The organism is Allofrancisella heilbronnii, from assembly GCF_000710735.2.
Lineage (GTDB): Bacteria > Pseudomonadota > Gammaproteobacteria > Francisellales > Francisellaceae > Francisella > Francisella frigidaquae.
The window spans coordinates 1,222,189-1,247,442 of record NZ_CP144673.1; the positions used below are offsets into that span (position 1 = coordinate 1,222,189).

Sequence of the window (25,254 nt, forward strand, 5' to 3'; positions counted from 1 at the left end):
ATACTTTGTACTCAACATTGTACAATCATTTCAGGAAACTGTCAATAATATATAAAACTTAGTCAGAATAAACGCATCTAAATTATTGAAAAAATAGCCTAAAAATCTGCTGTGTAATATAATAAAAATTATTTACAAACGGTTATAAAACTCTATACTCCTAAAGCAAACCAGTACGGTTCAAATGATTCTTCTGCTATTTCTACAATTAGTCCTATAAAGTCAGTGTAATCATTCTGTACATGAGCTTTATCTAGAGCGTTATAATACCTAAGTCTTTTAGATATTGGTAATATTGCTGGTGGGTAGCCATATTGCATAAGCACCAAATTCATTAGAAGTCTCGAGGTTCTACCGTTACCGTCAATAAAAGGATGTATTTTTACAAACTCACTATGCAATTTAGCAGCCTGCTCTACTGGATGCAAGTTATTCCAAGATTTATAGTTTTTAATAAGGTCAAACATTAACTCGTTTAAATGTATATAGCTAGGTGGAATATGCTCAGCGCCACTTATTTTTACATTTATGTTTCTATATTTACCAGCATTGGTATTATCAATATTTTTAAGTATCAAGAAATGAATATCTTTAATCATCTTTTCAGACAATTCTTGATGAGCTTTTACAATATCCTCTAAAAAAAGAATAGCTTCTTTATGATTAATAGCCTCAAAATGTTCCCTAAGTGATTTACCACCTACAGTTATACCTTCCAACACTACTTTGGTTTCATTAACCGTAAGAGTATTACCTTCAATCGCGTTGGAATGGTATGTCCAGTCTACAATTAAATTATCATGTATATTAGTAACTATCTCTTCAGATAGTGGCCTAAAGCTATCAAGTTTAAATTTAAGCTGATCTATTTTATCAAAATTGTATTTACTCATAACTTACCTTACCATCCACAGAACAGTAACATTTACTCTTTTATTTTTATACCATTACTGCTAATTTTCTTTAGTATACACTATCTAACTATAGATCAGTTGATGCGATAGAAAGATTAATATCTCCATATGTAAAGAAATCAAGATCCTCACTTTTCCTATGACAAATATGCAAAGCCAAAGCACTTCCCCCAACGAACACATAGTTCTTTAGAAAATCACACGTATCAATTAACCTTAATAATAATTGCCTCGTTTTAGGAAGCAAGCAATCTAAGTTTTTCAGCTCTTTCATTTTTTAGATTCCTAAAATAATCTGTATCAACATTCATTCCGAAAAATACACGTGCTAGCATCAAATTTATCTTTATAAATCTCAAATCAGACTTAACACTTTTTTCCCAAACAGTCAAAATAAAAGAATATTCATACAGGTTAAACAAGCTAATAACATCGTTATACTCAGCATATTTTAATGCATGCTCTATAATTAAAGCTTCTGGAAAATTCACATAATCACATTCTTTATCATAGCTCCAGAATAATCCCATACCTTTTAACTTATTGAATAAATCTTTCTTTAGCTGGTAATAGTTTGTATTTACTTTTGCTATTTTTTGCATATAAGCACACTGCATCTTTCTGTTGATACTTAATTATAACATAAACCTCCACTTTGATAATAAGTTTGGCTAGCACCGTCTTCCCTGCTATTAGCTTTGATGAAACTATGAAGAGAGGAGAGCTTATAAAGGTTTTTGAAATTATAAAGGGTACTAAATCTAAGATACCTTTTGATTATGTAATTCTAATAAAGAATCATATTGACCATTTTTAATACGATAGAATGTTCCATTACTTATTTGATGTTTCTTCATAATATTAGCAACAGTTAAACTAGATGTTATATCATCTTTAACCTCTTTTATGGTTTCAGGTGATATAGACATTTTTCTACCTAGTCTTTTACCACTCTTTTTTGCTTTGAGTATACCCTCTTTTTGTCTCTCTCTGCGTATCTCATTTTCAAACTCTGCTACTGATGATAGTATTTGGAATGTTAACCTACCATAACTAGTAGTTGTGTCTATTTGTTGATCTATAACTACAAAATTTACTTCCTTTTTTTGCAACTGTTCAACTATTTTGCCCAAATGAAGAGAGCTACGAGCGATTCTGTCGAGTTTTGTTACTACAAGAGTATCATCACTATCTCTAACACAATCTAAGCACTTAAGGAGCTCAGGCCGCTTTTGATCCATAGCAGACTTTTTCTCTGTATAAATCTTTGTACATCCATAAGCTTTTAGTTTCTCAATTTGCAATTCTAGTGACTGTCCTACACTAGATACTCTAGCATATCCTACTATTGCCATTACGCTTTCCTGTAAGTGGATTAATCATAAAATACAATACCCTTTATTCTTTATGTCATTGTGTAGTCTATCTGGAGCTACATCAACACCGCAATCCCAAACAATGGTTTTTCCATTACCAATAAAAAACTTTCTAAACTCATCAGTCTTTTTAAGAGGCTCGAACACCCCTTTTAAATTTTCTTCATTAAAACATAATTCGCCTTTTAAACCATCAGCAAACTCAATCTCTAATTTTAAATGTTTTTTATAATTTACATTCTTTATATCCCAATACATAATAACTCCCATATCAAAGGTTCAATTCTATTAGGGTGTTCCATATTTTCACATAAATTCCAATTCTTAAGAAGTTCTTCTTGATGTATCTCTGCCCAATCTAAAACAAGGTTTAATCCTCTTCGTGGTAAAATCCCTTCCATGATTTCTAATGTTTTTATATTAACTACTACTTCTCTATCTTGATAAATGGCATGGAAATGTGGTGGGTTATGTTCATTCCAATACATATATATTATAATTCCATAAAATTCACTAATACTAGGCATACCCACAAAAATATCTAAAGCTTTATTTTAAATATATTATGGAGTATATTTTGGAGTGTGTCAATAGATTCTTACAATAAAGTACTTTTGTAAATACAAAATCTTAAAAGTCTTGAAGTTCTTCCATCAACATCAATAAAAGGATATATTTTTACAAATTCACTATGCAATTTAGCAGCCTGCTCTACTGGATGTAATACCAATTCCAACATAAATTGTTGCATTTATCCCAAAGGAGTTTATGACTAATTTAAGTTTTTGATGTGCAGGCAATAGCAGTGGCTATTGGCAAATATTAAAGGATTAATTAGGTATGAAATACAAAGTTAGAAAGTAATAATATGGGTTGGAATTGGTATAAGTTAGGGCTAATTGAAAAAATGGCTCTATCTATCTTTTAATTTACACTCTCAAACACTTGATTATCTGTATAATAGATATTATAATATACCTTATGTAGGTAAAATTGGTTTTTAGGCTATTATTGTGTCTGTACTACTTAAGTCACCCTATGAAATGGCAAAAGATATCGCAAAACGAGCACAAGCTAGACGTTTGAGCCTCAATCTTAGTCAGCAAACCTTATCTAAAGTATCTGGAGTAAGCTATGGTACATTGAAAAAATTTGAACGAACTGGACAAATATCACTTGAATCACTTTTAAAAATTGCTATTGTTTTAGATGAATTTGAGAAATTTGAACAGCTCTTTGTAAAGAACGCTGAAGAGATCCCTACCTCTTTAGATGAATTACTGGTAGAAGAAAGCACCAGAAAAAGAGGTAGAAAATGAAATTTACGCCTACAAAAATTGTTTACGTTTATTATAAACCTCAGGATGAAAAAATCCTTGTTGGGCGCTTAGCAGTTAAATCCCACAAATTATTCTTTGAATATGACGTTAATTTCCTCAAAACAGGGCTTAATTTATCACCTTTTAAGTTACAACTTAAAGCAGGAATAATACCATCAGAAGACTTTACTTTTGATGGTATGTTTGGTGTTTTTAATGATAGCCTACCAGATGGTTGGGGACGTTTATTGCTTGATCGTGCTCTTGTTAAACATGATATTAATCCGGGTTCTTTGTCTTTATTAGATAGGCTTTGTTTTGTAGGTTCACATGGTATGGGAGCTCTTACTTATGAACCTGAAACAGAAAATGCTCCTTTATTATCTCATGCTTCTTTAGACGAAATCGCTCAAGAGATCTCTGAATTCCAGAAACATGATGATGATAGCTATGTAGAAGATTTGCTAAAGCTTGGCGGTTCATCTGCTGGTGCTAGACCTAAAATACTTATTGACATTAAGGGTGAACACTGGCTTATTAAATTCCCATCTAGTACTGATCCAAAAGATATTGGCGCTATAGAATATGCCTACCATCTCATGGCACAAGATGCTGGTCTTGAAGTACCAAATGCTAAGCTTTTTCCCTCTACTCAAGGATTAGGATTCTTTGGTAGTAAACGCTTTGATAGAAATGATTGTGAAAGAATTCATATGCATACAATAAGTGGACTCTTACATGCTGATCATAGAATTCCGAGCCTAGACTATCAAATGATTATGAAAGCAACCATGTATCTTACCCGTAATATGAATTGTTGCGAAAAACAGTATAGGCAATGTGTATTTAATATTCTGAGTCATAACCGTGATGATCATGCTAAGAATTTTTCATTTTTAATGGCTAAAGATGGCTCATGGCGTATGTCACCATCTTATGATCTTACATTTTCATCAGGTCCTAGTGGTGAACATTGCTCTATGATTATGGGGGAAGGAAAAAACCCTGGTATTTCTCATCTTCTAGAACTTGCAAAAATAAGTAATATTAAAAAAAACGTTGCTTTATGTATAATTAGTGAGGTAAAAGCAGCTGTTGCTAAATGGTCTGAATTTGCACAAATGGTAGGTGTTAGTAACACAAACATAAAATTGATTGATTCAGCTATAAAGGAAATTATTAAAGAGAATTTTTAATAACAAAACACACATAAAAATGCCTAAAAAATTGAAGTTTTTTAGCGATATGGAAGATGTACAAGCTATGGAATTTTTAACTGAAAAAATGAAAGGCACGATAACAAAAAAAGATTTTTTTGAAACTATAAAGAGGAGTACTATTTAAGCATCTTATCAATATCAGCTAAGGATAACAATTTATAATCTATCTTATAATCATTATACTGATTAACTAATTTCTGAGACTTTAATATTAACTTGTTAAGAGCTAATTTATTTTCATTAAGCTTAACTTCGCATATTAATATTTTTTTATCAATATCATCTATAGCAACTATATCTATCTCATTTTTATTGCCTCTTTCCCAGTATGAACCTATTTTTGTGTAAATTTGAGTGTCTTTAAATATCTCAACAAACAGTCTTTCTAAAACTTTTCCTTTAAATATCGATATATCCCTATAAATTATCTCTTTTAATTTTAAAAAGTTTTCAGCTTCAACTAAGGACTGGTATTTAAATATAAACCTAAACCAAAAGGCTAAAAATATATCAATAATCTCATATTTTTGTACTTTTGAATTTGGCTTTGCATTAATAGGTTTTATAGTTCTAATGATAGAATAATCGTGCTCTAAGCGATGTAAATGACCAGAAATATTACTTTGTAAAATAGACTCTATCTCAGGACGAGAGGTTTTAGATTCCGCTATTAAGCTAAGTATTGAAAAATAAGTACCATAATCTTTTCCGAACTCTTCTATTAATCGATTTTTTCCTTCATTTAAAAATATTGAATTTGGCTCCACAATGACATCTACCATCGATTGCAAATCAAAACTATCGTTTAATATAAAAAGCTCTATATATTTAGCAACACCACCTGTTAAAGAATAAAAATCAAGCATATTATTGGTAGTGTAACTCTGGTTATCTTGCAATATTTCTTTTAAAACACTTGGCTTAAATGGTTTTATTTCTATCTTAAAATCACACCGGCCAAACAGGGGCTCACCGCTATCTTCATATATTTTTTTCATTAAATGATATATCGAGCCACATGTTATCAAGTGAATTTTTGAAGTATTTTTATTCAAATCCCAAAGCTTCTGCATACTCGAATATATACTAGGATTAATCCTAAGGAACTCCTGAAATTCATCTATAATAATTGTAAAAGATTGTGTCTTACCTAACTCAAGTAGGTATGCAAATATATCCTCAAATGCAGATAAATTTCCAAAAATTCTAACATCAAGTTTATTGGTTATTTCTTCACAAAAGTCTTGGCATAATAAAACCTCGGCCTTCTTTGATACAAATAAATATAAAATTTTATCTTTTGTATAGTTATGTAACGCTAGTGTAGTCTTGCCTATCCTACGCCTACCAATAAGCATAGTCATTACAGATTGCTTAGACTTAAGCATGTCTGCTTTTGATAAAATGGCTAGTTCACTTTCTCGATTATAGAATTTCATTATAATAATACAGGTTATGATAATAACTGTTATTATAATTTATAGAAGCAGAATAATCAAATTAGAGGGTTTTTCATAGAAAAAATGAGGTAATTGAAGAACTAAAAGGCTTACTAACAAACGAGGAGTTTTTTTGAAACTATGAAGAGAGGTACTATTTAATAAACATAAAATTTTCAATTTAGATAAAACTCTATAGTCTGTTTAAACATTTTTTCAAAATCTTGCGAAGGTTTCCAACCTAATTCTTTTTGGATCTTACTGTTATCTATAGCATAGCGCCAATCATGACCCTTTCTATCTTCAACAAATGTGATTAATTTAGAGTGTGGGGCATTCTCAGGCTTGTATTCATCCATTAATTTACAAATAGTCTTTACCAAAGTTAGATTATCAACTTCATTTATACCACCTATATTATAAACCTCACCAACCACCCCTTTCTCAACTATCGTTTGGATAGCATCACAATGATCTTCTACATACAGCCAATCACGAATATTCGAACCATCTCCATACACAGGTATAGGCTTCTGGTTGATGCAACTATTTATCACTACAGGAATTAATTTTTCTCGATGTTGATATGGACCATAGTTGTTTGAACAATTTGAAATTATCACTGGCAGCTTGTATGTATGATGATACGCTCTAGCAATATGATCAGATCCTGCCTTAGATGCCGAATATGGTGAATTTGGTTCATAAGCTTTTGTTTCGACAAATGCTGGATCTTCTTTTGACAAAGTTCCATAGACTTCATCAGTTGACACATGGTGAAAACGACAACTTTTCTCATCTAAGTTTTTCTCATCTAGCCAATACTTTTTAGCTTGATTTAAAAGGTTAAAAGTACCTAGTATATTCGTTTCTAAAAACACTTTTGGATTAGTGATAGAATTATCAACATGCGACTCGGCCGCAAAATGTACTATTGTATCAATATTGTGCTTTTTTAAAGTTTCATAAACTAAGTTTTCATCACAAATATCACCTTTTACAAAAGTATGATTTTGCCCATTTTTTAGATTATTAAGATTGTCTAAGCTACCAGCATAGGTAAGCTTATCGTAAGATACTATCTTTACATCATCATATCTTGAAAGCATCATACGTACATAATTACTACCAATAAAACCTGCAGCACCGGTTACTAAGATATTCTTTAATTTAAACATTTTCTCATAAATCCTCTTGTAATCTCTTTATACAGTCTTTTAAAGAATCTTTCCAGTATGGTATTACTATATCAAAATCTTCTTTAATTTTACTCTTATTGAGTAAGCTATAGTGTGGTCGTTTTGCAAGTGTTGGATAAGCCTTTGTCTCAATTGGATTTACTTGACAACTTATGTTTGCCATATCCATAATCTCTCTAGCAAAATCATACCAACTAAGCGCTCCTTCATTTGAATAATTATATATTTGTACATTTTGATTCTTAATGTCTGGTAATATTACCAATATAACCTCAGCCAAATCCTTAGCATAAGTTGGCGAACCTACTTGATCAAATATTACACCTAGTGAATCTCGATCCTGTCCAAGATTTAACATTGTTTTCACAAAATTATTACCATAGTATGAATAAACCCAGGATGTTCTAATAATTATAGAATTTTTAGGATTTATTTCTTGTATAGCTTTTTCTCCTGCGGACTTAGTAATTCCATAAACACTTTGTGGATTAATATTATCCGTTTCAAGATACGGTTTATAGTTTTTACCATCAAAAACATAGTCCGTAGATATATGTATCAAACTAATATTAAATTCTTTAGCTATCATAGCCATATTTGCAACAGCCAAATGATTTATCTTATTAGCCATTTCGATGTCTGATTCTGCTTTATCAACAGCTGTATATGCTGCACAATTAATAATTACATCAATACTATTATGAATAATAAAATCCTTAACGGCTTGATGATCTGTAATATTCAACAACTTACTATTTGTAAAAACAAATGTATAATTTTGAATTTCTAATTTTAAATTACAAACCAACTCTCTCAACTCAGATCCTAATTGGCCGTTTCCACCTGTTACTAATACATTCATATATCTTTATTTTAAGTAATTTTAAATTTATAACTTAGTATTTAAGAATTCATCGTTATAATAATCGACCCCAAATTCAAATAAATCAATAGTTTCACTAAGCTTTGGTTGTATCTTATCTTTTTGTGAGAGTTTTAATTTATCTACTGATATCTGCCAATCTATAGCTATGTCTTTATCATCAAAAGCGATACCTCTATCACACTTTGGAGAATAGTAATTATCTACTTTATATGCAAAAATTGTATTATCTTCTAATACTACAAAACCATGAGCAAAGCCTCTTGGAACCAATAATTGTTTTTTATTTTCAGCACTCAGCTCTATAGCTATGTGTTGGCCGAATGTAGGGCTATCTTTGCGAATATCTACAGCTACATCTAGCACTCTACCTTGAATCACTCTAACAAGCTTAGTCTGTGCGTATGGCGGCAGTTGATAATGTAATCCTCTAATAACACCATAAGAGCTTTTTGATTCATTATCTTGGCAAAAGCTAATTTTATAGCCTAAAAAGTCAAATAGTTTATCCTCTCGAAACGTCTCAATGAAGTAGCCACGCTCATCACCATGAACTGTTGGTTCACAGATTACGACATCTTCTATCTTTGCTCTAGTAAATTTCATCTTGGTATAGCACTCTCTTTTGCTCTCTTTATAAGATATTGGCCATATTGGTTTTTCTTGAGTGGTTTTGCTAGCTCAAGAAGCTTCTTTCTCGAAATATAACCCATTTCATAAGCAATCTCTTCTAAGCAAGCGACCTTTAGCCCTTGTCTCTCTTCTATAGTCTGGATAAAGTTGCTTGCTGCTAACATACTTTCATGGGTGCCTGTATCTAACCATGCATATCCTCTGCCCATTGTTTTAACTTTTAAACGTGTTTCATCTAAGTAAATTTGGTTTAACGTTGAAATTTCAAGTTCGCCTCTTTCTGATGGTTTAACCTGTTTAGCCTTTTCAACAACATCACTAGGGTAGAAGTATAACCCTACAATAGCATAGTTTGATTTTGGTTTTTTTGGTTTTTCTTCGATACTTACAACATTACCATCAGTATCAAAATCTGCAACACCATATCTCTCAGGATCATCAACATAGTATCCGAAAATACTAGCACTATTCTCCTTCTCGACATTCTGGATACTATTAGCAAACATTTCTGGTAATCCATGACCATAAAAAATATTATCACCAAGAACCAAACAAGCTGAATCACCAGCAAGAAAGTCTTCCGCTAATATAAATGCTTGGGCAAGCCCATCTGGACTAGGTTGTATAACATATTCAAGATTAATTCCTAAATCAGAACCATCTCCAAGAAGGTTCTTAAAACTATGTTGATCTTCAGCTGTAGTAATTATTAGGATATCTTTTAAGCCTGCCAGCATGAGCACTGATAAAGGATAATATATTAAAGGTTTATCATATATAGGTGTTAACTGCTTACTTACACCCTTTGTTATCGGATACAGTCTTGTACCACTACCGCCTGCTAATATTATTCCTTTCATATATTTAATCTTATCCCTTATCACTCAATTAAACAATATGCTAATTTCTAGAGCTATTATATCTCATCTAGGACCTTAATCAATAATTTGACCACATTACATCTTAAGAAAAGGATATTATGCTTTATAAAAATACTCGACTATAAACTTTTGAACTTATATTATAGAGACTATATTTTTAACAAAGGGTTCTTAAAGTTCTCTAAATATTCTTCCCCTATAATTTTTGATCCATAATAACTTAAATGATCTTCATCAAAATATAGATTTGTCCCATTAATTTGAGTCGGACAAACCCCTTTGTCACAAAAAACTTTCTCAGGATTAATAATTATAGCTTGAGGATATTTATTTTTTATATCCATGAAGAATCTTCTTACATTTTTAGATAAATACCTTTCTTTTATAGTACAGTTTTTCATATCTAATAACTTTTCCACTCTAGACAACCCACAAGTAGGCTTTATACTACCTAATGAAGGTACGTCCTCTATTAATATAGGAGTAATTTTCCTTTTTATTAAAAATTTTACGGCACTTTCTATAGTTTGAAGTGAATTATTTACTTTATATGTTTCCCTATCCCACATCCCTGCTAATATAACAGCCTTAGGATGTAGCTTATTAATAAAGAAAGAAATAGTTTTTATAAAATCCTTATTGTAAATAATATATCCATAGTACTTGGGATCATCTGTTAATGACTTTGTATATATATACCCTTTCATTTTTAGTTTTTTTAACCAAACAGATATCATTCCATGATATGCCATTCCATGAGAATCTCCCAAAACGAGAATATCTGTTTGTTTTTTATTTATATCTCCAAAAAAACATCTATAATTGATAGTATTTTCATTATGATCCGCTGTTGTATGACAATTATATGAAGGCTTTATAGAGCCTCCATAATAAGTTAAAACCATATTTGTAGGAGCTTTATTAAACCCAAAACCATTAATAGAAATACTTCCGAACATAAAAAACATTGATATAACAATAGGAAGTATTAATAAAAGTATAATATTTTTAATAAAAGATTTTCTTATCTGATTTCTAAAGGGTCTCTCAATAAAGTAATAAGTCAAAATAGAAAGAATAAAACTTATAAGTAATATTTCTATACATACTAAATATGTTTTATTAATGCTTAAATAGTTTACATAAGCAATAATAGGCCAATGCCATAAATATAGTGAATATGAAATCACTCCAATTCCAACAAGAATTTTAGATGATAATAATCTATTTACAAGAGGAGTATAATTACTAAATGATCCCGCATATATAAACAAAGCAGCTCCTAAGCATGCACTTACGGACCATATACTGGGATAAGTAACATCAGCAATAAATAAAGAAAAGATCATTAATAATAGCGAAGCTATAGAAGTAATATTTAGTAGATACTGCTCTGATGTTTGATTTCTATTATTAATAAAGACAGCTAAACAACAACCTATCAATAGCTCAAAAGCTCTACTAAATGGAGAATAATAATATTGTGGCATGCTTTTCAAAAAAAAATATGTCATTGATAAAATTAATAATATGATAGTAATTAAGAATAAAAACTTCCTAGAAGGCGCCCTCCTACAAAAAACGATAAAAAATATCGGCCAAAATACATAAAACTGTTCTTCTATGCCTAAAGACCACGTATGCAACAGAGGTATTACGCTAGAATCCGTATTAAAATATCCAAAATGAAGTGTTCTATAGAAAAGTATATTTGATATCGACATTATACTAGTTACTAATGATTTTGAATAAAACTGCAAATCGTTAGGTAATAAAATTAACCAAGCAAAAAATGTTGAAATAGTTAAAACAACTATTAATGCTGGAAGTATTCTTCTCATTCTTCTAAGATAAAAGTTTTTGAGTGAGAAATTATTGTTAGTCAAATCTTTTATAATGATAGACGATATAAGATATCCTGATATTACGAAAAATATATCAACTCCAAGAAACCCAGACCTATCTAGATCTAAATGGAAGCAAATAACCGAAATTATAGACAATGCCCTTAATCCATCTATATCTTTACGATATTTCATACGATATTCTCCGTTAACGATTTCTAAAACTAAAGTTGCTCATTCTTAGCTACAACCTTTAAATAAAAATCTTTCTTAGAAGGAATATTACATATAATTTCTTCATTTTTTTGAAGACATTTGCCTTGTTTATCAAAATTAATCTTTTCAATTCTAGCATTTGGATTATCAAACTCAAATTTAATAGATTTATTCACCCCACTCTTAATTTTAAATTCATAACTATTGTTAATGTATTTATACTCATATCTAATCATCCCTAACTTAGTTTTCATAGAAACATTAAAGCTCTTCAAAGGGGTGAATACAGGCTTTATAAGTATCGTTTCTCCATTATCTTTTATACCTGCAATATATCTTATTATAAAATATAAAGGTGTTGCTGACCATGGATGATTATAATCAAGATTAGGCTTAATATAATTATTCCAAGATTCCATAGTTGTTGTTGCTCCATAATTATTAATCATATACATCCAAGTTTTATCGGATGTTAAATAATCTAAAGCTAATGCACCATAATTATTCTCAAACAATACCTTTAATAAAAAAAAGCTTGTGTATGTACTAGCTTTATATCTATTTCTTATTATATAAGTTAAAACCTTTTCTTTTCTACTATCTGGCACTATGTCAAAAGCTAAAGCAAATAGATTAGTTTGAAAAGATTCATGAGATTTATCAAATGATACATCTTCATATAAACCTGACTCTTTATCAAAAAAATAATCATTTAAAGCTTTTTTTAAAACCAATGCTTTCAAGCTAAACTTATTTGCATCATTATGCTTACCTATTTGATCAGCTAAAAATTTCATATTATTTAAAGCATCAAACAAAAATGCATTAGTCACAAAATTATCTTCTGCTACTTCATGCCTTTTAACATATTCAGCTAGTAGGTTCTGTTTTTCAATCCAGGCAGCTTTTTTAAAACCTAAAAATTGGTAATTATAAAGCTTAATCTTATAAAATAAAGACTTTAACTCATCTTGGAGATTAAATATATAACTTGTTGCATAATCAGGCCTCTCATTTGGAGGCCAATCAACTATAGTTTTTAATTTAACGCTTTTTAACTGTAATTCATCTGTTTTCAACAAACCTTTCTTAGAAATATTTTTCAAAAATAATCTTTCTCTTAGAAAAGGATATATAAATCTCAAATACTTTTTATTTCTAGACCTTAAATAATTTTCTTTAGCAATAGATATAGATAACATCGACCACTCTATTGGCCATGTTGGATTATTTAATAGATAAAGTTCTGTTCTTTCAGAAATACTGTAATCATCATTTAGTGCAAACTGGCTTAGTGTAGTTAGATACGTATCTGCTTCATAAGGCAGCCTTTCTCTATTACCATCAACAAACAGGTTTGCAAATGATGTGGCAAGAATAGTATGCTTGCATAACTCAAAAACCTTATTCAAACTCATATCAGAAGATATAAACTTAGTATTATAAGAATCAAAGGGATAACTTATAGCGACCTGTTCTAGAGAAAACTCTGTTAAATTCAAACTCCCTTTTTTAACTATAACATATCTATAAGGGATAACTCCCGTAATTCCATTAGGTAACTCCGATTTTTCTGGCAAATTCCGTTTTGGAAGTTCTAAAATTTTTGTTTGTTTATTTTTCAAATTAAGCGTAACTGTATAATGGCCAACAGAAAGTTGGTTATCATAGTTTATATGGAACCTTTCTAACATTTTAATATTAAAAATAATATTATTAGTAGAATGATTTATAATTTTCAACGTTCCGTAACGTACCTTACCAAAATCAAAAAGTAGATTTCCATTCTTTAAAATTAAAATCTTTTTAGGTTTGATAATTTGCTGTTTTAATTTTCTATCTTTAAATGCATATTCAAGAGGCTTACCAATGCTACTATTAATAACTTTAGGAATCTTAATCGATCTATTACTCATATAACTAAAGATATAGTCAATAGTTAACATAAACAATAAGATACATATAATTAACAATACACGTTTCTTATTTTTAATCACTTTTAATTCTCTTTTGAATAATCTTTTGCTTATCTTCAACAGATGGGTAACTAATTAATACAGCTTTATATTTACCCTTAAAGACAAAATAGCTACCTGCTGCTGCTCCAATAATACCAAACTTATCAAACAATTCTTCAATATCATTTATAGACCCACAACCTCCTAATGCAGTCATGGGAATATTTATCTGCTTATTAACTTTATCAATTAAATCAGTATCATAGCCTTTACATAAGCCATCATTATCTATTGAATTAATAACAATCTCTCCAACACCTTTACTCAAAAGTAATTCTAAGGCATCATCAATACTCAATTTACGTTTTTTAGTTGCATTGTGAGTATATATCTCATATCCCCCAAATATTTTTTTCTTTACATCAAGAACAACAACCACACTTTGTGTACCAACCTCTCCTGCGATCTCGGATATTAATTTAGGGTTATCTAAAGCTGCTGAACTAAGAGCTATTTTTTCCACCCCTAAATTAAATATTTTAATAGCCTGCTCTACACTTTTAATACCTCCCCCGTAGCATAGCGGCATCCGACACTCTGATGCCAACTTTTCTATTAAAGCATAGTTAGGTTCTCTATTTTTGACAGTAGCATCTATATCAACTATCACCAATTCATCTACCTCTTTTTCATTAAATATCCTCACAGCATTTATAGGATCTCCAACATATTTTGGAGATCTAAATTTTTCAGTTTTAACCAATCCAGAATTGTGAATTAACAGACAAGGTATAATTCTAGGATGTAACATCTACAAATCTCCAAAATTTTTTAAGAATATCATTCCATTCATATGACTTTTTTCAGGATGACACTGAATTCCGTGAATATTATCTTTACTAATCACACAAGTAAAGTCTATACCATACTTAGCAGTAGCAATTATATTCTCATTACCTACGGGATCAAAATAGTAAGAATGAAGATAATAAAACCTAGAAATATCTTTGATATCTTTAAATAAAGGATGATAAGTTTTAATATGCAACTCATTCCATCCCATATGTGGTAAAATAAGCTTAAAGTCATTAGCTTGTGTAAGCTTTCTTACAGTGCCAGGAATAAATCCTAACCCAGAAAGACTTCCCTCTTCACTAGAGTCTGCTAACATTTGCATTCCCACACATATACCTAAAATAGGAATTTCTTTTTCTAAAACACATTTTTCTAGTTCATCCCTCATTCCCGAGTCGTTAAGACACTTCATAGCATGGTCAAACGACCCGACTCCGGGTAAAATTATTTTAGACAAATTATTAAAATGTCCTTTAGATTCAACAATTTTAAAAGGAACATCGAAATATTTATATATATTTGCAAAAGCTCTAACGTTTCCAACACCATAATTTAGAATGCCTATCATCTTTTTATAGACCTCTCTAACCCTAAACGCTTCATAATTCTTGCTCCTAAATTAAAAATAACTTGCATATTTTTATAATCATTGTGAGACTTAAGTGGTAGATTCATATAGGTTTGTAACTCTTCTACAGTTATATCTAATTTGTTTGCGACATATTCAAAATCTTTTTTTGCTTCAGACTCTTGTATAGCTGGCTCTTTTAATTTAAGTATTGCATCTTCCCTAGTCATTTGTCCAGTGAGAATTAAACTCGAAAATTGAACTTTCCTAGTATCAAAGCCAAACCTCTTAGGTAGCCAATAGCCTTCATAAAACCTCGTAAATCTAGATTCAAAATGCTTTTGAGGATAAGGTTTCCACCCATACTCTCTACTTAACAGATTCATAGCATCTTCCTTAATATATGGAAAATAATTAAGAGGCTTAATAACCTGAATTCCCCTAATATATCTTAAATAAATCTTATGCCTCAATACATTACTGAAAGGGTAAGTTTTCATTGGGTTAGAAGAAAATCTTTTTCTCAAATCTCTTATCTGCCTCATATCTGTACCATAATATAGCCAATCTAATGGATTTCTCACACACTCTGTTGAGATGTTTCCTCCATTGAGTATATATTTAATGCCATGTTTATAGGCAAAATTATAGAGTGTAGCTACAAAAGCATGATCCTGAGGGACATCTAAATTAGGGAGACCTGACTTGAAATAAGTCAGCTGAAAATCTTTCATTTCCTCCCAATTAATCACTTCTGTATATAAATCTAATCCCAATTTATCAATCATGACATTTATATTGTTAACTGCTAATTCTGAATTCCACCCACCATCAACATGAAAAACCAGAGGTCTTAATCCATATTTTTTTACAGCTACATGAAGCAAGTATGAGCTATCTGCTCCTCCGCTCATACCAATAATTGAATCAAACTCTTTACCTTCACCATCTTCCTTAATTTTCATTATTATTGATTCTAACTCTCGATGTCCCCTTTCATCTGTATGCCAATTAGGCTTAACGTTAGTCTGAAAATCTAAGCAATGATCACATACTCCATTTTTATCAAAAGTTATTCTAGTATCTGTCGTATCCATTACACAATTGCTACAGACTTTATTTTTCATATTTACTATTCCTTTTAATATTTAAAATTTTGACATATTTTCTATATTCTTTATGAGATTCTTTAGATAATTTCCATCTTAATCTAGAAGGTAAATTATTTGTAGTAGCATGCATGATATGGGTTAATTTAATAGACGGCTCATAAAAAACCTTAAAGCCTTTCTCAGCAAGCTGTTTACTTAAAAAATACTCCTCATACATAAGAAAGGTTGGAGCATATAGTTCAGAAAAATTCTCAAAAAATTTTGGAGTTAATATATACATAGCGCCATAGCCTTGATATATCTCTTGAGCCACATCATGCTCTAATTCATCTTTTCTATCTGAGAATTTTTTTGTTAATTTAGCAACCTCTAAGATTAGCTTGGAAAAAAAATAATTCATATGATAAACATCATAAATAAACTCTCTAAATTTACTTATTTTAGATATAACATGGGGGTTTTGATTAACACCATCCACAGTTATAATATTAGGAGATATTACTGGATATTTTTTTAGTAATTCATTTTTAAGGCAGATTTGCTTATAAAAATTTTTATCAAAAATAACATCATTATTCCCTACAACATACACATTACAATCATATTTTTTTAAGTAATTTATACCAATGTTTAGACCTCTAAAATATCCAACATTAGATTCGCTATAAATCACATGGATATTATCATACTCTTTATCAAGGACCTTTAACTCTTTGATATCTTTTTCTTCTGAAGAATTATCAACAACAACAACCTCAAAATTATTAATTTCCTCAATATTATTTATAGAAACTATAGCATTTCTAGTATACTGAGAACTATTAAAATTAATCAGAACAAAGCCTAAAACTATATTCATACAACAAACTTCCTTTTATAATTTAATTTTAGTTTTTTTAAAAACATTTAGAATTATTAAAAATAATACCGCTGCTTCAACACTTTTCCAAATAAATAAACTTGCTATAAAAGAAGTATAGATAAATCCCAAAAGCATACTATAAATATAAAGTAAAGCAATAGGATTGCTACGGATTAAAATTAAATAATAAACAAAATTCATTAAGTAACCTACTAAGAACCAAAAAACAATTGTACCAGATAACCCAAAATCTAAAATGTTACCTCTAAATATGGTATAGATATTACTCTGGATAATGTCATCATAATTATAATACTCAGAATACAATCCTGGAGGTAAATTATAACTTATACCAATAATTTTTAAAATAGGTGTAAATGTATAATATCCGTAAAACAAATGACTATTATTACAATACTCATTAAGATGGTCTCCCGTATTCGTAAAAAACGAAAACCAGTCTGAAAAAGCATACAAATGACCAAAAGCATATGAATTAATATAAAAACTCATCTTTTGTAATGCCTCTGTAAAATCTAAATCATAAAGACCTCGTGATATAAAAGAAAAAACAAGAATAATACTTACTATTAATATAAAAAATACAAAATTTTTAATCGTTTTTTTATTTATTAACTCAAATTTATTACTTATAATACTCCCTCCAATCATTCCTCCTAGAAAAAGTATAATGCTCAGTAATATAGTTCCTTTCGCTGCCTCTAACAATGTAATCATAGCAGATGGAAATAAAGCTAGACATGTAAATAAAGTTTTGCGATGCTTGAAATAAACAATTATTCCCCCAATAATTACCAGCAAATAACTAAAAATATTTGACAAATGTAAACTAATAGTTTCTTTTATACTATTTGAATATCTTAATGCCATATATTTATTTGACTCTTCGAAAAAGTTAAAAACATATCCAGAAATACTAAGACCCTGTTGATATATATTCACTATAATGAAAAAACAAGTGAAAAAGAATAAAGATATAAAGATATAATAACTATACCTAGATGACCATTGCTCATTTACATTTTTTTTACTCTCATTCAGCTTTATGGCAGCACTCCAGTTGAAGAAGACTGTAGAAATAGAAACTAATGTACAACACACCCATATAAATACTATCGAAATGGGATTTATTGGGACAGTAAAAAGACATACTAAAGGGAAAAAAGTATAAATGAACCAAAATAAGTTAAATAAGCAGTTAAGAGAAAAAAATGAACCTTGCTTTCTCCCTATATAAATAGCGTTAACTAAAATCAGACAACTAAAAATTATTGCCACAAACTTATAAGTCATTAACATCAGTCATAATACCTCCTGATAACAAGTATAAAAAGAGCTACTTCTGCTATAACATATGATATAGATGCGCCATATAAACTAAACATATGTATTAAGAATAATGCAGCCATGAAATTAAAAATCCCACTAAAGAAAATTATTTTTACAAAATATTTTTGCTCTCCAAGCATGCTCAATCCTATAGAGCCAAACATAAAATTACCAACTCCAAAAAAAACAGAAATAAACATAAAACCAGTAATATATAAAACTACCTTCACATTTTCTCCTCCTTCGAAATTAAAGTATCGCATATATATTAACGCCACAACAATAAAAAAAATAAAGATGGCTACTAAAAAAAATATTTGTTTCATAAAAAAAACTGATATTTTTTTGAAAGATTCATTATTTGGAGTATTCATGACTTTTAATGATTTCACAATTTTAGTGAAAAAAAATAAATTAATAGGTCTGATAGCAGCTTGTACTCCCTTCACAAATTTTTCTGAAATTGAATATATTGCTATTATTACAGAACTAGTTCCAAAAAAGTTTAATAAAATTACATTTACATCCTTGAAAATAAATACTGAAATATTACTTAAAAAAATTTCTTTCCCTTGGACAATAGTACTCCATATTTCTTTACCATTAGTTTTCTTAAATGAAAGCTTGAACCTATATATAGCATATATAAATAATAAAACTCCATTTAATGTATAGCTCAAACCTATAACTAAAGGAACAAAAAAATAATTAGATGCTTCACTTAGAAAAAGAAATACATAGACTAAGCAAATAATTCTACAGACTAAAATTATAATAGCTGGTATAAAATTACACTCTAAAGCTTGAAAAAAATAAAGTGACTGAAATATATAACTTAAAGGGAATAGCATCCAAATTAATAGTAGTATAAAAATATTACTTGATATCAAAAAACCGAATAAACACAGGAGAAATAATATAAAAAGGAAAATAATTAACCTTACAGTAATAACCTCATAATAAACCTTAGATAGTCCAGTATTACTTTTAGTTTTTATTACAGCTGAAACTCCATTTATTTCAAAACTATATAAAACTGCTGTATACATAACCATCATAACAGCCTCACTTAAGACCATATCCGCGTAAATATGGGCACCTTGAACTGCTAAAGCATAAGGATAGATAAATAATGGCAATATAACAGATGAACCCTGAATTAACGCTATCGATATCAAATTAACTAAATCTTTCTTTCTCATGTTATCAGCGATGAAACCAATCTAGTCTATATTAAGGTGCTTAACACCACAAAAATCTAAAGTGATTTTATCTTTTGTATTCACTCTTTTAAACTCATTATGAGCAACAAGAAAAACTATTATATCAGCTTGTTCTATAGCCTGCTTATAATCCACTAATTTAAACTCATGATGCTGTATATTTGGTTCAACAGTAATAACATCGATCCCATCATCTATCAAACTCTTTGTTATATAAAGTGCCGGAGACTCTCTAAGATCATCAATATCAGGTTTAAAAGCTAGTCCCATACATGCAACTTTAGGACTCCTACCGTTTTTAGAATCAAACATTAAGCATGCATTCTTAACTTTCTCAATAACCCAGTATGTCTTATAATTATTAACCTCTCTAGAAGCTCTAATAAGTTTTGCTGTTTCTCCACCTGCATGCACTATAAACCATGGATCAACAGCTATACAATGACCTCCAACACCCGGTCCAGGCTTTAATATATTTACTCGAGGATGCTTATTTGCTAGATTTATAAGTTCCCAAACATCTATATTGAATTTATCACAAAGTATACTTATTTCATTAGCAAAAGCTATATTAGCATCTCTGAAGGAATTCTCTGTTAACTTAGCCATCTCAGCAGTTCTTGCATCTGTCTCTAAAACACCTCCCTCCACAAACTCTCTATAAAATTCACTAGCAACTTTCGTAGACTGCTTTGTTAACCCTCCAACGATTCTATCATTTTCAACCAATTCTCTAATTATATGCCCAGGCAACACTCTTTCTGGACAATGCGCTATATTCAATACAGAAGTATCAACACCTTCATCAATTAGCATCTTTTCTACTAATTCTGTTGTACCTACAGGTGAGGTTGACTCTAATATTATTAGATCATCTTTTTTAACATATCTAGAAATAGCTTTAGTTGCGGATTTAACATAATCTAAATTTGGAACATAGCCATCGTAAAAAGGTGTTGGCACAGCTATTATGAAAACATCTGCTGTCTCAGGAGTTAAAGACGCTTTTAATTTACCACTATTAACTGCAGCACTCACAAATGTATCAAGTTCTGGTTCAACTATATGTATATTTCCTTTATTAATAGTATCAACAACATTTTCAGATACATCTACTCCATGAACACAGTAACCTCTATTTGCAAGTAAAGCTGCTGTTGGTAATCCTATATATCCCAATCCTAAAACACATACTTTCTTTTTATTTAACATTTTTAGTAAACAACCTCTTTCATAAAATCAATTATTCTTTTACATGCCAATCCATCGCCGTACGGATTATGAGCTTTAGACATTTTATCATATTCATAGCTATTATCTAAAAGCATTTGAGCTTCTCTAACAATGATTTTCTTATCAGTACCAACAAGCTTTACAGTTCCTGCGATTACAGCCTCGGGTCTTTCTGTATTTTCCCTCATCAACAGAACAGGCTTCCCTAATGACGGAGCCTCCTCTTGGACACCTCCACTATCAGTCAATATAAAGTAAGAATTCTTCATAAGATATATAAAGCTTTCATATGCAAGAGGCTCTATAAGATATATATTAGAAATATCAGATAGTATAGCCTTTACGGGCTCTTGCACATTAGGGTTTAAATGTACAGGATATACAATATCTACCTCTGGATTCTCAATAGCCAAAGCCTTTAAAGCTTCACAAATATTTAAAAAACCTTGACCAAAATTTTCTCTCCTGTGCCCAGTAACTAGTATGATCTTTCTACCATTTTCAATATTATATTGAATGTTGATTGATTCTTTAATTTTATCTCTTAATTCACTGCTTCCTTCTATCTTACTTAAAGCCAAAAATAAAGCATCTATAACTGTATTTCCTGTTACTAATATACTTTCCTCTGGCTTTCTTTCTTTTATCAAGTTCTGTTTAGAAATATCTGTAGGAGTGAAATGGTAATTTGCTAAAACCCCAGTTATTTGTCTATTAGCCTCCTCTGGCCATGGAGAATACAGGTTATTAGTCCTTAATCCAGCTTCTACGTGTGCCACCTTTATTCTTTCATAAAAAGCAGCAAGACTTGCAACAGCAGTTGTAGTTGTATCACCGTGGACAAACATCACATCTGGTTTAAATTTTTTTAAAACTTCTCTCATCCCCATAATCACTTTTGTAGTAACATCGAATAAGTCTTGACCTGGACTCATTATATTTAAATCATACTCTGGAACAATATCAAATATATCTAAAACCTGGTCCAACATTTCCCTATGTTGTGATGTAACACAAACTCTAGCATCAAATGCTTTATCATTTTTAAATGCTTTGACCAAGGGAGCCATTTTTATAGCTTCTGGGCGTGTGCCAAACACTAAAAGTACTCTCTTCATTTAAATCAATCCCTATATTTAGCTAATTAACGACCCAATCAACAAAGTTGGATGAAAGAACTCGCCTATCAAAAGCTTTTGCTAATTTACTTGAATTAATTGACATATTCATAAGCTCCTCCTTACTCTCTGACATATATATTAGTATACTGGCAAATTCTTTAAAGTTATCAGGTGGTACAACATAACCACAATTGTTTTCTTCTATGAGATCTGCAACCCATCCTGGATAATTATTAATCACAGGTAACCCAGCAGAAATATAATCAAAAAATTTATTAGGTGATGTACCAAAATAGAAAGCAGGAATATTTTTTAATATTTGCAAACCAACATCCGCTCTTTTATATAGTTTTGCCAACTTTTGTTTATCTACTGGGTCATGAAATACTATATTATCTAACTTATATTTAGCCGCCTTAATCTGTAAATCTTTTTTTAGCATACCATCACCAACCAATATAATTTTTACATTATTAGATAGTCTATCTTTTAACTCTATCGCAACATTAATCAAAGTATCTAATCCATTAGCTATACCATGAGTCCCAGAAAAAATAGCTAGAAAATCATCATCCTTTATACCATCGGGTATATACTGAGTATTTTGAGGATTAGAAAAAATATCTAAATCACAACCATTAGGTATTAATTTTATATTATATCTAGAGACTCCTCGTTTAGCTATGCCATCAACAATACCAGGAGAAAGTCCTATTAATTTATCAGCAGATCTATATGAGCACCACTCAAGTATAGACATCAGAAACAATAATAAACGATTATTTATAACTCCCATAGCCTTAGGTAACTCTGGCCACAAATCTCTAACTTCAAAGACAAATTTCTTTCCTCTGAAAATCTTTGCAAAAATCCCTGGGATTCCTGCAGTTAAAGGAGTTGTTGTTGCAAAGACAATATCATAATCTTCCTTTAGCGCAACTTTTATAGACCTAATAACGAAACTAAGAAATACCTTAATACGGCCATAAAAAGATAGCTTATTTGAGTAAGGCAAACAAAACTCAATAATATTAATGCCTTCTACTTTTCCTTTACGTACGCCCTTAATAAACTTTTCATTAAGACCAGTCTCACCTATATTCATAGACCCACATACCATAGTAACATCATGCCCTTCTTCCACTAATGCTTTTGCCATAGCATATGAGCGAATTCCAGTAGAACCTTTAGGTGTAGAAAAATGCTGATGAAAATATAAAACCTTCAAATCAATCCCCAAACTTAACAATCGTTAACACTTTAGCTTGCTCAGAAACTACTACTTTTAATATATACTGTTTATCTTTTTTATAATAATACCTTGACTCTTCTCCGGTTAAAATCTCTAAAGAAGTTTTAATATCTGAATAAATCTCTAAAGAAAATAGCGCTGTAGTTAACTTACTTCCCTCAAGCTTATAATCAATAAATGGCAAATGCCAATATATAGCAGCCTCATTTTCAAAATCAGAGACATTGTCTATAATTTTAATCATATTATCTATATTTTTAATATTGATTTCTCTAACATGATTACACCCTTTATAATCCTTATATCCACATTTCACAAAATTATCAGAATATTCAAATACTGAGACCCTAGGCCATGCTCCAAAAAGAAAACGCCCAAGTTTAGGCATCTGGTCACGGTAATCAAAGCATACCGTATTATGCCCTCTAACACCTCCAAAGTATCTCATATCCTCATGGCTTGAATTATAACTATAAGTTCCTGAATCTCTTAAAATATTCACCCCCTTGACCCACAAATCAAGATGTAAAATATCACTTTGACTGGGTCTAAACCTAAATTTTGGAACTCTAAATAATACAAATACTTTACTTGTTCTAAAGATAACAAGTCCACTATCCTCTAAGAAAAGGTCCTTTTGTAAATCTTTGCCACAGATATCATTCGGAACACATAAATTAAAATAGTCGACAAGAGCTGAATCATTTCCATAAGCATTTTTCTTAAAAACGAAACTAGCAAGATATAAAGAGGGTATAAAATTTCGATAATCCACATTAGGTAAAGAAAATAGCATTGCGCCATCATTGGCACCCAAATTAGGAACATCACCATTATCCTGCATCAACACTTGCAACCAATCAGTAGCTGCTGACATTTTCTTATAAAAATTTTCTGAAAATAACTCCAAATCAAGCTCCAATCTCATAACCTCTGCAAAACTAATAGCATCAAGCATAAGTCTATGATAATTAACAGAATATTGACTGAACCCACCATCTTTAAAAATCAATCTATCAACTCTATTCTCTAATAATAGACGCCCTTTTTTTGACCACTTACTATACTCTTTATTCCAGGGTGAATATATTTTCAGTAGTTCTGATCCTATATATAAGGCTACCGCCTCAGATGTCCCATGGTTATTATCCTGAGCTTTTGCATAGCTAAGTGTTGGATAAATTCTTTTAAGATGCAACTCAAGAAACTTAATCATTTCTGAACTACATGTCCGAAGCTGACTTAATGCCATTAAAGCCCCAATCAAATGAATCACTCTAATAGATGCTTCTTGACCGCACTTCCAGTTAGGACCTTTATAAGCTGGATTATTACTGTACCAATCACAAATCCAATCATTTATCTTTAAAATAAAAAAATTTGATTTGTGCTTTTTAGCAAGATACGAAAACTTAATTACCCAATTAAACCTAGAAGCTTCCCAAATTCCTTTTATATCACCATTAGAGTTAAAGTCTGGAATATCGAACCAATCTTTATTAGTATCTAAAAACCTTTTATTTGTATACACATTGTAAAACCAGTCTGGCTCACTATCGACAATCCTCAAATTAGCACAATACCTCGACAAAAACAAATTAAATTCTTTATCATATTTTGGATCATTCGAAAAGCTCTCATCAAAATTAAACACATTATTCGCAAACATTTCCAAAGGCTTTAATCCTTGGACAGGATGCATGTTTATTTTTAACAAAAATCTATAGGTTAACACTCTTAAGATATTAATTATACCAATTAGTAAAGCTGTTCTAATTTTCAAAAAAAACATTAAT

General features: G+C 30.3%; 26 protein-coding genes. 2 read left to right on the forward strand and 24 right to left on the reverse strand.

The window, feature by feature from the left end:
- Window positions 1-152: 152 nt before the first annotated feature.
- The 7 genes from FRA_RS05700 to FRA_RS05730 all read right to left on the reverse strand — a co-directional run bounded on the left by FRA_RS05700 (window position 153) and on the right by FRA_RS05730 (window position 3,041).
- Complete coding sequence (locus tag FRA_RS05700; RefSeq protein ID WP_035719785.1) at window positions 153-893, reverse strand: Fic family protein; 741 nt, start codon at window positions 891-893, stop codon at window positions 153-155.
- An 88-nt stretch (window positions 894-981) separates the two neighbouring features.
- Window positions 982-1,188: a nucleotidyl transferase AbiEii/AbiGii toxin family protein gene (locus tag FRA_RS05705; protein ID WP_155960876.1), complete on the reverse strand. Its 207-nt coding sequence runs from the start codon at window positions 1,186-1,188 to the stop codon at window positions 982-984.
- Window positions 1,151-1,516: a hypothetical protein gene (locus FRA_RS05710; protein ID WP_155960877.1), complete on the reverse strand. Its 366-nt coding sequence runs from the start codon at window positions 1,514-1,516 to the stop codon at window positions 1,151-1,153. Before FRA_RS05710 ends, FRA_RS05705 begins: the two co-directional genes overlap by 38 nt.
- A 159-nt stretch (window positions 1,517-1,675) precedes the next feature.
- Window positions 1,676-2,269 carry a recombinase family protein gene (locus tag FRA_RS05715; RefSeq protein ID WP_051686763.1) on the reverse strand — a complete coding sequence of 198 codons (594 nt, stop codon included), beginning with the start codon at window positions 2,267-2,269 and terminating at the stop codon, window positions 1,676-1,678.
- 24 nt (window positions 2,270-2,293) lie between these two features.
- Entirely contained in the window at window positions 2,294-2,548 is a 255-nt protein-coding gene (locus FRA_RS05720) for a DUF2442 domain-containing protein (protein ID WP_035719788.1), read from the reverse strand.
- Complete coding sequence (locus tag FRA_RS05725; protein ID WP_035719790.1) at window positions 2,533-2,817, reverse strand: DUF4160 domain-containing protein; 285 nt, start codon at window positions 2,815-2,817, stop codon at window positions 2,533-2,535. Before FRA_RS05725 ends, FRA_RS05720 begins: the two co-directional genes overlap by 16 nt.
- Before the next feature lie 71 nt (window positions 2,818-2,888).
- A complete protein-coding gene (locus FRA_RS05730) occupies window positions 2,889-3,041 on the reverse strand; it encodes a Fic family protein (RefSeq protein ID WP_155960878.1) in 153 nt (50 codons plus the stop codon).
- Window positions 3,042-3,333: 292 nt separating this feature from the next.
- On the opposite strand from FRA_RS05730, the gene FRA_RS05735 reads away from it, so the two are divergent.
- Both FRA_RS05735 and FRA_RS05740 read left to right on the forward strand, forming a co-directional pair.
- Complete coding sequence (locus FRA_RS05735) at window positions 3,334-3,609, forward strand: helix-turn-helix domain-containing protein (RefSeq protein WP_051686770.1); 276 nt, start codon at window positions 3,334-3,336, stop codon at window positions 3,607-3,609.
- The gene (locus FRA_RS05740) at window positions 3,606-4,805 is read left to right on the forward strand and encodes a type II toxin-antitoxin system HipA family toxin (RefSeq protein WP_035719794.1); all 1,200 of its coding nucleotides are present in this window, start codon (window positions 3,606-3,608) and stop codon (window positions 4,803-4,805) included. Before FRA_RS05735 ends, FRA_RS05740 begins: the two co-directional genes overlap by 4 nt.
- Before the next feature lie 140 nt (window positions 4,806-4,945).
- Here the strand turns inward: FRA_RS05740 and FRA_RS05745 are convergent, their stop codons facing one another.
- The 17 genes from FRA_RS05745 to FRA_RS05825 form a co-directional block, all read right to left on the reverse strand.
- Entirely contained in the window at window positions 4,946-6,268 is a 1,323-nt protein-coding gene (locus FRA_RS05745; protein WP_035719796.1) for an ATP-binding protein, read from the reverse strand.
- Window positions 6,269-6,444: 176 nt separating this feature from the next.
- Window positions 6,445-7,446, reverse strand: a complete 1,002-nt coding sequence (gene rfbB, locus FRA_RS05750) for a dTDP-glucose 4,6-dehydratase (RefSeq protein ID WP_035719798.1) — start codon at window positions 7,444-7,446, stop codon at window positions 6,445-6,447.
- Between the two features lie 4 nt (window positions 7,447-7,450).
- Complete coding sequence (gene rfbD, locus FRA_RS05755) at window positions 7,451-8,329, reverse strand: dTDP-4-dehydrorhamnose reductase (protein WP_035719799.1); 879 nt, start codon at window positions 8,327-8,329, stop codon at window positions 7,451-7,453.
- A gap of 27 nt (window positions 8,330-8,356) precedes the next feature.
- Window positions 8,357-8,956: a dTDP-4-dehydrorhamnose 3,5-epimerase gene (gene rfbC, locus FRA_RS05760; protein WP_035719800.1), complete on the reverse strand. Its 600-nt coding sequence runs from the start codon at window positions 8,954-8,956 to the stop codon at window positions 8,357-8,359.
- Window positions 8,953-9,843 (reverse strand): glucose-1-phosphate thymidylyltransferase RfbA, encoded by an 891-nt coding sequence (gene rfbA / locus FRA_RS05765; protein WP_035719802.1) that lies wholly within the window; start codon window positions 9,841-9,843, stop codon window positions 8,953-8,955. The genes rfbC and rfbA overlap by 4 nt, the downstream gene beginning before the upstream one ends.
- 170 nt (window positions 9,844-10,013) lie before the next feature.
- Window positions 10,014-11,903: an acyltransferase family protein gene (locus tag FRA_RS05770; protein ID WP_035719804.1), complete on the reverse strand. Its 1,890-nt coding sequence runs from the start codon at window positions 11,901-11,903 to the stop codon at window positions 10,014-10,016.
- A gap of 29 nt (window positions 11,904-11,932) precedes the next feature.
- Window positions 11,933-13,840: an alpha-L-rhamnosidase-related protein gene (locus FRA_RS05775; protein WP_464110825.1), complete on the reverse strand. Its 1,908-nt coding sequence runs from the start codon at window positions 13,838-13,840 to the stop codon at window positions 11,933-11,935.
- Window positions 13,841-13,913: 73 nt separating this feature from the next.
- Window positions 13,914-14,693: an AglZ/HisF2 family acetamidino modification protein gene (locus FRA_RS05780; protein ID WP_035719807.1), complete on the reverse strand. Its 780-nt coding sequence runs from the start codon at window positions 14,691-14,693 to the stop codon at window positions 13,914-13,916.
- Complete coding sequence (gene hisH, locus FRA_RS05785) at window positions 14,694-15,305, reverse strand: imidazole glycerol phosphate synthase subunit HisH (RefSeq protein ID WP_035719809.1); 612 nt, start codon at window positions 15,303-15,305, stop codon at window positions 14,694-14,696.
- Window positions 15,302-16,432, reverse strand: a complete 1,131-nt coding sequence (locus FRA_RS05790; protein WP_035719812.1) for an N-acetyl sugar amidotransferase — start codon at window positions 16,430-16,432, stop codon at window positions 15,302-15,304. Before FRA_RS05790 ends, hisH begins: the two co-directional genes overlap by 4 nt.
- Entirely contained in the window at window positions 16,422-17,276 is an 855-nt protein-coding gene (locus FRA_RS05795; protein WP_035719814.1) for a glycosyltransferase, read from the reverse strand. Before FRA_RS05795 ends, FRA_RS05790 begins: the two co-directional genes overlap by 11 nt.
- A 15-nt stretch (window positions 17,277-17,291) precedes the next feature.
- Window positions 17,292-18,599, reverse strand: a complete 1,308-nt coding sequence (locus tag FRA_RS05800; protein ID WP_035719818.1) for an O-antigen polymerase — start codon at window positions 18,597-18,599, stop codon at window positions 17,292-17,294.
- The gene (locus FRA_RS05805; RefSeq protein WP_035719820.1) at window positions 18,599-19,831 is read right to left on the reverse strand and encodes an MATE family efflux transporter; all 1,233 of its coding nucleotides are present in this window, start codon (window positions 19,829-19,831) and stop codon (window positions 18,599-18,601) included. Before FRA_RS05805 ends, FRA_RS05800 begins: the two co-directional genes overlap by 1 nt.
- Window positions 19,832-19,852: 21 nt before the next feature.
- Window positions 19,853-21,064: a UDP-N-acetyl-D-mannosamine dehydrogenase gene (gene wecC, locus FRA_RS05810; RefSeq protein ID WP_035719822.1), complete on the reverse strand. Its 1,212-nt coding sequence runs from the start codon at window positions 21,062-21,064 to the stop codon at window positions 19,853-19,855.
- A gap of 2 nt (window positions 21,065-21,066) precedes the next feature.
- The gene (wecB, locus tag FRA_RS05815; protein WP_035719825.1) at window positions 21,067-22,203 is read right to left on the reverse strand and encodes a non-hydrolyzing UDP-N-acetylglucosamine 2-epimerase; all 1,137 of its coding nucleotides are present in this window, start codon (window positions 22,201-22,203) and stop codon (window positions 21,067-21,069) included.
- Window positions 22,204-22,225: 22 nt separating this feature from the next.
- Window positions 22,226-23,434, reverse strand: a complete 1,209-nt coding sequence (locus tag FRA_RS05820) for a glycosyltransferase family 4 protein (RefSeq protein ID WP_035719827.1) — start codon at window positions 23,432-23,434, stop codon at window positions 22,226-22,228.
- 1 nt (window position 23,435) lies between these two features.
- Window positions 23,436-25,250, reverse strand: coding sequence for a heparinase II/III domain-containing protein (locus FRA_RS05825; protein ID WP_035719829.1), 1,815 nt, complete (start codon window positions 25,248-25,250; stop codon window positions 23,436-23,438).
- Window positions 25,251-25,254 lie beyond the last annotated feature (4 nt).